At 59.3% G+C, this 5,210-nt stretch carries 4 protein-coding genes; 2 read left to right on the forward strand and 2 right to left on the reverse strand.

The window, feature by feature from the left end; all coding sequences use genetic code 11:
- Window positions 1–153: 153 nt before the first annotated feature.
- Together KYK14_RS21460 and KYK14_RS21465 are read right to left on the reverse strand one after the other, a co-directional pair.
- A complete protein-coding gene (locus KYK14_RS21460; RefSeq protein WP_219161710.1) occupies window positions 154–2,211 on the reverse strand; it encodes an alpha amylase C-terminal domain-containing protein in 2,058 nt (685 codons plus the stop codon).
- A gap of 73 nt (window positions 2,212–2,284) precedes the next feature.
- A complete protein-coding gene (locus KYK14_RS21465) occupies window positions 2,285–2,713 on the reverse strand; it encodes a hypothetical protein (RefSeq protein ID WP_208308193.1) in 429 nt (142 codons plus the stop codon).
- Between the two features lie 143 nt (window positions 2,714–2,856).
- Here KYK14_RS21465 and ggt point away from each other — a divergent pair, with 143 nt between their 5' ends.
- Complete coding sequence (ggt, locus tag KYK14_RS21470) at window positions 2,857–4,599, forward strand: gamma-glutamyltransferase (RefSeq protein WP_246601977.1); 1,743 nt, start codon at window positions 2,857–2,859, stop codon at window positions 4,597–4,599.
- 36 nt (window positions 4,600–4,635) lie between these two features.
- Complete coding sequence (locus tag KYK14_RS21475) at window positions 4,636–5,106, forward strand: hypothetical protein (RefSeq protein ID WP_219161711.1); 471 nt, start codon at window positions 4,636–4,638, stop codon at window positions 5,104–5,106.
- The last annotated feature ends 104 nt before the right edge of the window (window positions 5,107–5,210 follow it).

Here is a 5,210-nt window from a genome sequence, read left to right on the forward strand (position 1 = left end):
AGGGTAGTAATAGAACGCCTGTCATCCTGAGCACAGCGAAGGACCTTATGCCCGCAGAACGAGTCGTTGTTACATCGGTCGTTCACGCGTGATAAGGTCCTTCGCTGTGCTCAGGATGACAGGCGTTCTATTACTACCCTCACCCCCATACCTCTAATCCTCGCGCTTGAAAACCAGCACGGCGCGGTTGATGGCGTAGATGCTGAGCTGTTGGCCGGAGCCTTCCTCATCGGGTTGGGTGAAGTAGACGCCGTCGTCGTTGATGCGGCTGAATCCGTCAAAGCGGGCGTCGTCGGAGTTGAGTAGTAGGCGGTAGCGGCCGGGCTCGGGCACGTAGAAACGGTAGTCGGGCACGCTGTTGTTGATGTGGAAGTTGAACACGAACACCAGTCCGCCCCGCTCGAAGGCCAATACTTGGTTGGTGGTGTCGATGTTCAGCTCGCGGGCAGGACCGGCGGCTAACAGGCGCTCGGTGCGGGCCAGCCCTACCATCGCCTCGTCGAAAGCTTGCAGGTATTGGAATTTCAGGTCAGGATTATTAGCCAGCGACCATTGCCGGCGGGCATAGTGGTGGCTCCAGTTGTTGCCGGCCCGCGGAAAATCGACCCACTCCGGGTGCCCAAACTCGTTGCCGATGAAGTTGAGGTAGGCCTCGCCGCCCAAGGCTAGGGTAGTCATCCGAATGAGCTTATGCAGGGCCATGCCCCGCGCCACAATAGGATCAGGGTCGTCTTTCTGCATGTGGGTGTAGATAGCAGCATCCATCAGCCAGTGTGCCAGCGTTTTATCGCCTACCAGGGCTTGGTCGTGGCTTTCGGCATAAGCTACCGTTTTCTCGCCCAGACGACGGTTGGTGAGCGTGTACCAGAGGTCATGCAGATTCCAGTCCTCGTCGCGGGTGTGCTTGAGCAGCTTGATCCAGTAATCGGGAATGCCCATGGCCAGGCGGTAGTCGAACCCGATGCCACCCTCCGGAATGGGCCGGCACAGGCCGGGCATGCCGCTCATGTCCTCGGCAATCAAAAGAGCACTTCGCTTCAGCTCTCGCACCAGCGAGGCCGCCAGTTGCAGGTAAAGCACGGCATCATCATCTACCTCTGGCCCAAAATACTGGCTGTAATCGCCAAAGCCTACCCCCTCGCCGTGGTGATGGTAGAGCATGCTGGTGACTCCATCGAACCGGAAACCGTCGAAGTGGAACTCCTCCAACCAATAGCGTAAGTTACTGAGCAAGAACTGCTGCACCTCGGGTTTGCCGTAGTCGAACAGGCGGGAATCCCAGCCCGGATGCTCGCCCCGGCTGCCCTGGTGGAAGTACTGCCCGCCGGAGCCATCGAAGTTCGCCAGGCCCTCGGCCTCGTTTTTCACGGCGTGGGAATGCACCACATCCAGCAGCACGGCAATGCCCCGGCGGTGCGCTTCGTTTACCAAATGCTTCAGCTCCTCGGGCGTACCAAACCGCGACGACACCCCAAAAAAGTTGGCTACATGATACCCAAACGAGCCGTAGTAGGGGTGCTCCATCACAGCCATCAGCTGAATGCAGTTATAGCCTAGCGCTTGCACACGAGGCAATACTGTATCAGCAAACTCTAGGTAGGTGCCAATGCGGCCTTCCTCGGTGGCCATGCCTACGTGGCATTCATAAATAAACGGCTCCCGCACGTAGTTCGACACCCGAAACTTCTGGTCAGTCCACTGGAAGGGCTGCTCGGGGCGCCATATTTGGGCAGCGAAATCCTTGGTTTCCTCGTCCTGCACGGCGCGGCGCAGGTAGGCGGGTAGTCGGTCTTTGGCCTCGCGCCAAGTGACCACGTGCACTTTATAGCGGCTGCCGTGGGTGAGCCGGTCGCGGTACTCGCGGTCGGGAAAGAACCGTTCCCACACACCATCTGGCCCTTTCTGTAGGGGTGTGGCCTGCCGGTCCCAGCCGTTGAAGTCGCCCACGAGGTAGAGCGCCTCGGCCGCGGGGGCCCACTCGCGGTACCAATACCCGCGGCGGCGGCCGTCGTAGTTGAGACCCAGGCGCTCGTGTGCCTGAGCAAACTTGCTCAGCGATTCGCACTGGGCCTCAATCTCGTGCAGGCGCTGGCGCAGGCGCTCCTGGCGAGCCAGCAGTACCGGCTCATAGGGCGTCAGCCAGGGGTCTTGCGCAACAATTGGCAGGGTAGGCGCAGCGGGCGTAGACTCGGTCGTTTCGGTGGTGGTCATGGCAGAAAGGGTTGAATAGCAAAGCTACGACTACCAACGAATTGCGGCGCGTACGGTTGGCCGCGTGCCTTTCTTACTCGCCTACTTGCTCCTTGGGAACCACTTGCCGAAGCAACCAGCTACACGCCGAAGCAAGGTCCGGGAACGTCACCACAAAGGGGCGGCCGCTGGAACGAAGCGCATTTTCACGCATCTGTTCGTCCATGGCTGACGTTGGGCTCACCCACACAAAATAGTACACCCCAGAGGCGTAGATGTCACGCATCCATTGCCAACCTACGTCCGTAATCCGAGCGGTACTGTGGGTGATGTTGGAATTATCGTTCAGGATTTTAGCGCAGCGCCTTTCCTGTGCCACTTCCAACATTAGCTGGCATGCAACGGCCGAAGACTCAGGGGTATGTTCGCCGTACCAATCGGCATACAGCCACTGGTTTGTTTGGTCATAACTTACTATTAGGCCCGGTACCTCCCGGATATATTCTAATTCATCAGAACACATATACCTATTCATTACTATGTAACTTATTTGACGCAATAAATATAGTTGGCAAACTATTTCTCTAGCAAGTTATCTGGTCGGCATTGCACCTTTTCCTACCTCCGGCAGTAGGACAACCTCTGGTCATCTCTTACCTTGCCTGCATGAAAATTCGTTTGCTCCCGTTGGCCCTGGCCGCGCTAACAGCTTGTTCTACCAGCCGTACTACCCCGTTTACTACGCCTACCGTGGCCGTAGCGCCGCTGTCGTTGGCAGCTCGTCCGCCCGCTGTTTCGCCGGTTGTCACGGATAAAGCCATGGTGGTATCGGCACACCCGGAGGCCACGCGCATTGGGGTTGAGATTTTGCGGAAGGGAGGCAATGCCTACGATGCGGCTGTGGCCGTGCAGTTTGCCCTAGCCGTAGCCCTACCCGTGGCTGGCAACATTGGCGGCGGCGGCTTCCTGCTCTACCACGGAGCCGATGGCCAGGAAGGCGCCCTCGACTTCCGGGAAACCGCGCCGGCCGCCGCTACCCGCGACATGTACCTCGATGCCAAAGGCAACGTGGTACCCAACCGTAGCACCCTGGGCCACCTGGCGGTAGGCGTGCCCGGCACAGTAGCTGGCATGGAGGCGCTGCACCAGAAGCTGGGCAAACTGCCCTGGCGCGAAGTAGTGCAGCCGGCTATCGATCTAGCCACCAACGGCCTGCGCCTAACTACTAAAGAAGCTGCTGGCCTCAACCGCACCCACGCCGAGTTTGCGAAGTTCACGCCCAATACGGCCTACATCAAAACCAGCGGTAATTGGGCTGAGGGCGACATCGCCAAATACCCCGATCTAGCCCAAACGCTCACTCGCATCCGCGACCAGGGTAGGGCCGGCTTCTACCAGGGCCAGACCGCCGATTTGGTGGTGGCTGAAATGCAGCGCGGCAAGGGCCTAATCACCAAGCAAGACCTAGCCGATTATCAACCCAAGTGGCGCACGCCCCTGCACGGCCAGTACCGCGGCTACGACGTACTAACATTTCCGCCGCCCAGCGGCGGCGTGGCCCTGCTCCAAATGCTGCAAATGCTACAGCCCTACGACTTGGGCCGCATGGGCTGGCACACGCCCCAAGAGGTGCACGTGGTAACAGAGGCCGAACGGCGCGTGTACGCCGACCGCGCCACCTACCTGGGCGACCCGGACTTCGGCCGCGTGCCCGTAACACAGCTTTTAGATTCCGCTTACAACCGGCAGCGCATGGCCACTACCCTACCCGTGCGGGCTACCCCCAGCGCCCAGGTACAGGCCGGCGCGGGCCTACCCGGCTACGAGTCGGACCAGACTACGCACTACAATATTGTGGACGCCCAGGGCAACGCGGTATCCTGCACCACTACCCTCAATGGTGCCTATGGTAGCAAGGTGGTAGTAGCCGGTGCAGGCTTCATTCTGAACAATGAGATGGACGATTTCAGCAGCAAGGCCGGCACGCCCAACGCCTACGGCCTGGTGGGCGGCACGGCCAACGCCATTCAGCCCGGCAAGCGCATGTTGTCCAGCATGACGCCGGCCATTCTCACCCAAAATGGGCAGTTGAAGCTGGTGGTGGGCACCCCCGGTGGCAGCACCATCATTACCAGCGTGTTGCAAACTATTCTGAACGTGGTGGACTACGGTTTCAATCCGCAGCAGGCTGTAGCCGCGCCGCGCCTGCACCACCAGTGGCTCCCCGACCAGATCGACGTAGAGCAAGACGCCCTGATTCCGGCCGCGGCCGATACGCTCCGCGCCCACGGCTACAAACTGGCACCCCGCGCCGCTTGGGGCCGCGTGGAGGCCATTCGGGTGCTTCCCGACGGCCGCCTGGAAGGCGGTGCCGACCCGCGGGGCGATGATACGGCCGCGGGGTATTAGCCAAACTCTTTCATCTATCCTACTACCTGAAAAGCAATGAGTAAATGGATGTACCTGGGCTTCGGCCTCTGCTTGGCGGCGTGCAGCACAAATTCCGAAACCGCCACCGTACCAGCCGAAAACACCACCCCACCGGCACCCGAAACGGCCGCTACCTCAGCTGTCATCGACGCCCGCGCCGATAGCACGGTTCAAGTTACGTTCCCGGCCAACGACAGCTCAGTGACCGTGTTGGGAGAGTTAAAAACGGTCAATCAGGAATTTATAGCCAGTATTCCGGTACAGGGCAAACGCAAGCTTTCTGCCACGCTGCTGGCGCCAGACTCACTGCCGAATATCCGCTTCGCGCAGGTGATTCAGCCCGATGGAGAAGCAAATGGGCCATTTGGCACTACAGTTTCTGTTTCTACCCCGAAGGATGGAGTTTACAAGCTGCGCATCTCGCACAATCTGCGCACGGAAGCTGGCCTAACCAGAGAGTTCAAACTGCGCGTGGTTGTAAATTAACAGGTTGTAAACCAACGAAACCCGCCTGTCATCCTGAGCAGAGCGAAGGACCTTATGCCAGTTGAACGAATCGTTCGTACGATGGTCGTTCAACTGGCATAAGG

The organism is Hymenobacter profundi, assembly GCF_019334315.1.
In the GTDB taxonomy this organism is placed as follows: domain Bacteria; phylum Bacteroidota; class Bacteroidia; order Cytophagales; family Hymenobacteraceae; genus Hymenobacter; species Hymenobacter profundi.

What these genes read in the sequence shown, in the direction of transcription:
- KYK14_RS21460 (WP_219161710.1), bottom strand. Translation starts at nt 2,211, where the DNA reads ATGACCACCACCGAAACGACCGAGTCTACGCCCGCTGCGCCTACCCTG.
- KYK14_RS21465 (WP_208308193.1), bottom strand. Translation starts at nt 2,713, where the DNA reads ATGTGTTCTGATGAATTAGAATATATCCGGGAGGTACCGGGCCTAATA.
- ggt (WP_246601977.1), top strand. Translation starts at nt 2,857, where the DNA reads ATGAAAATTCGTTTGCTCCCGTTGGCCCTGGCCGCGCTAACAGCTTGT.
- KYK14_RS21475 (WP_219161711.1), top strand. Translation starts at nt 4,636, where the DNA reads ATGAGTAAATGGATGTACCTGGGCTTCGGCCTCTGCTTGGCGGCGTGC.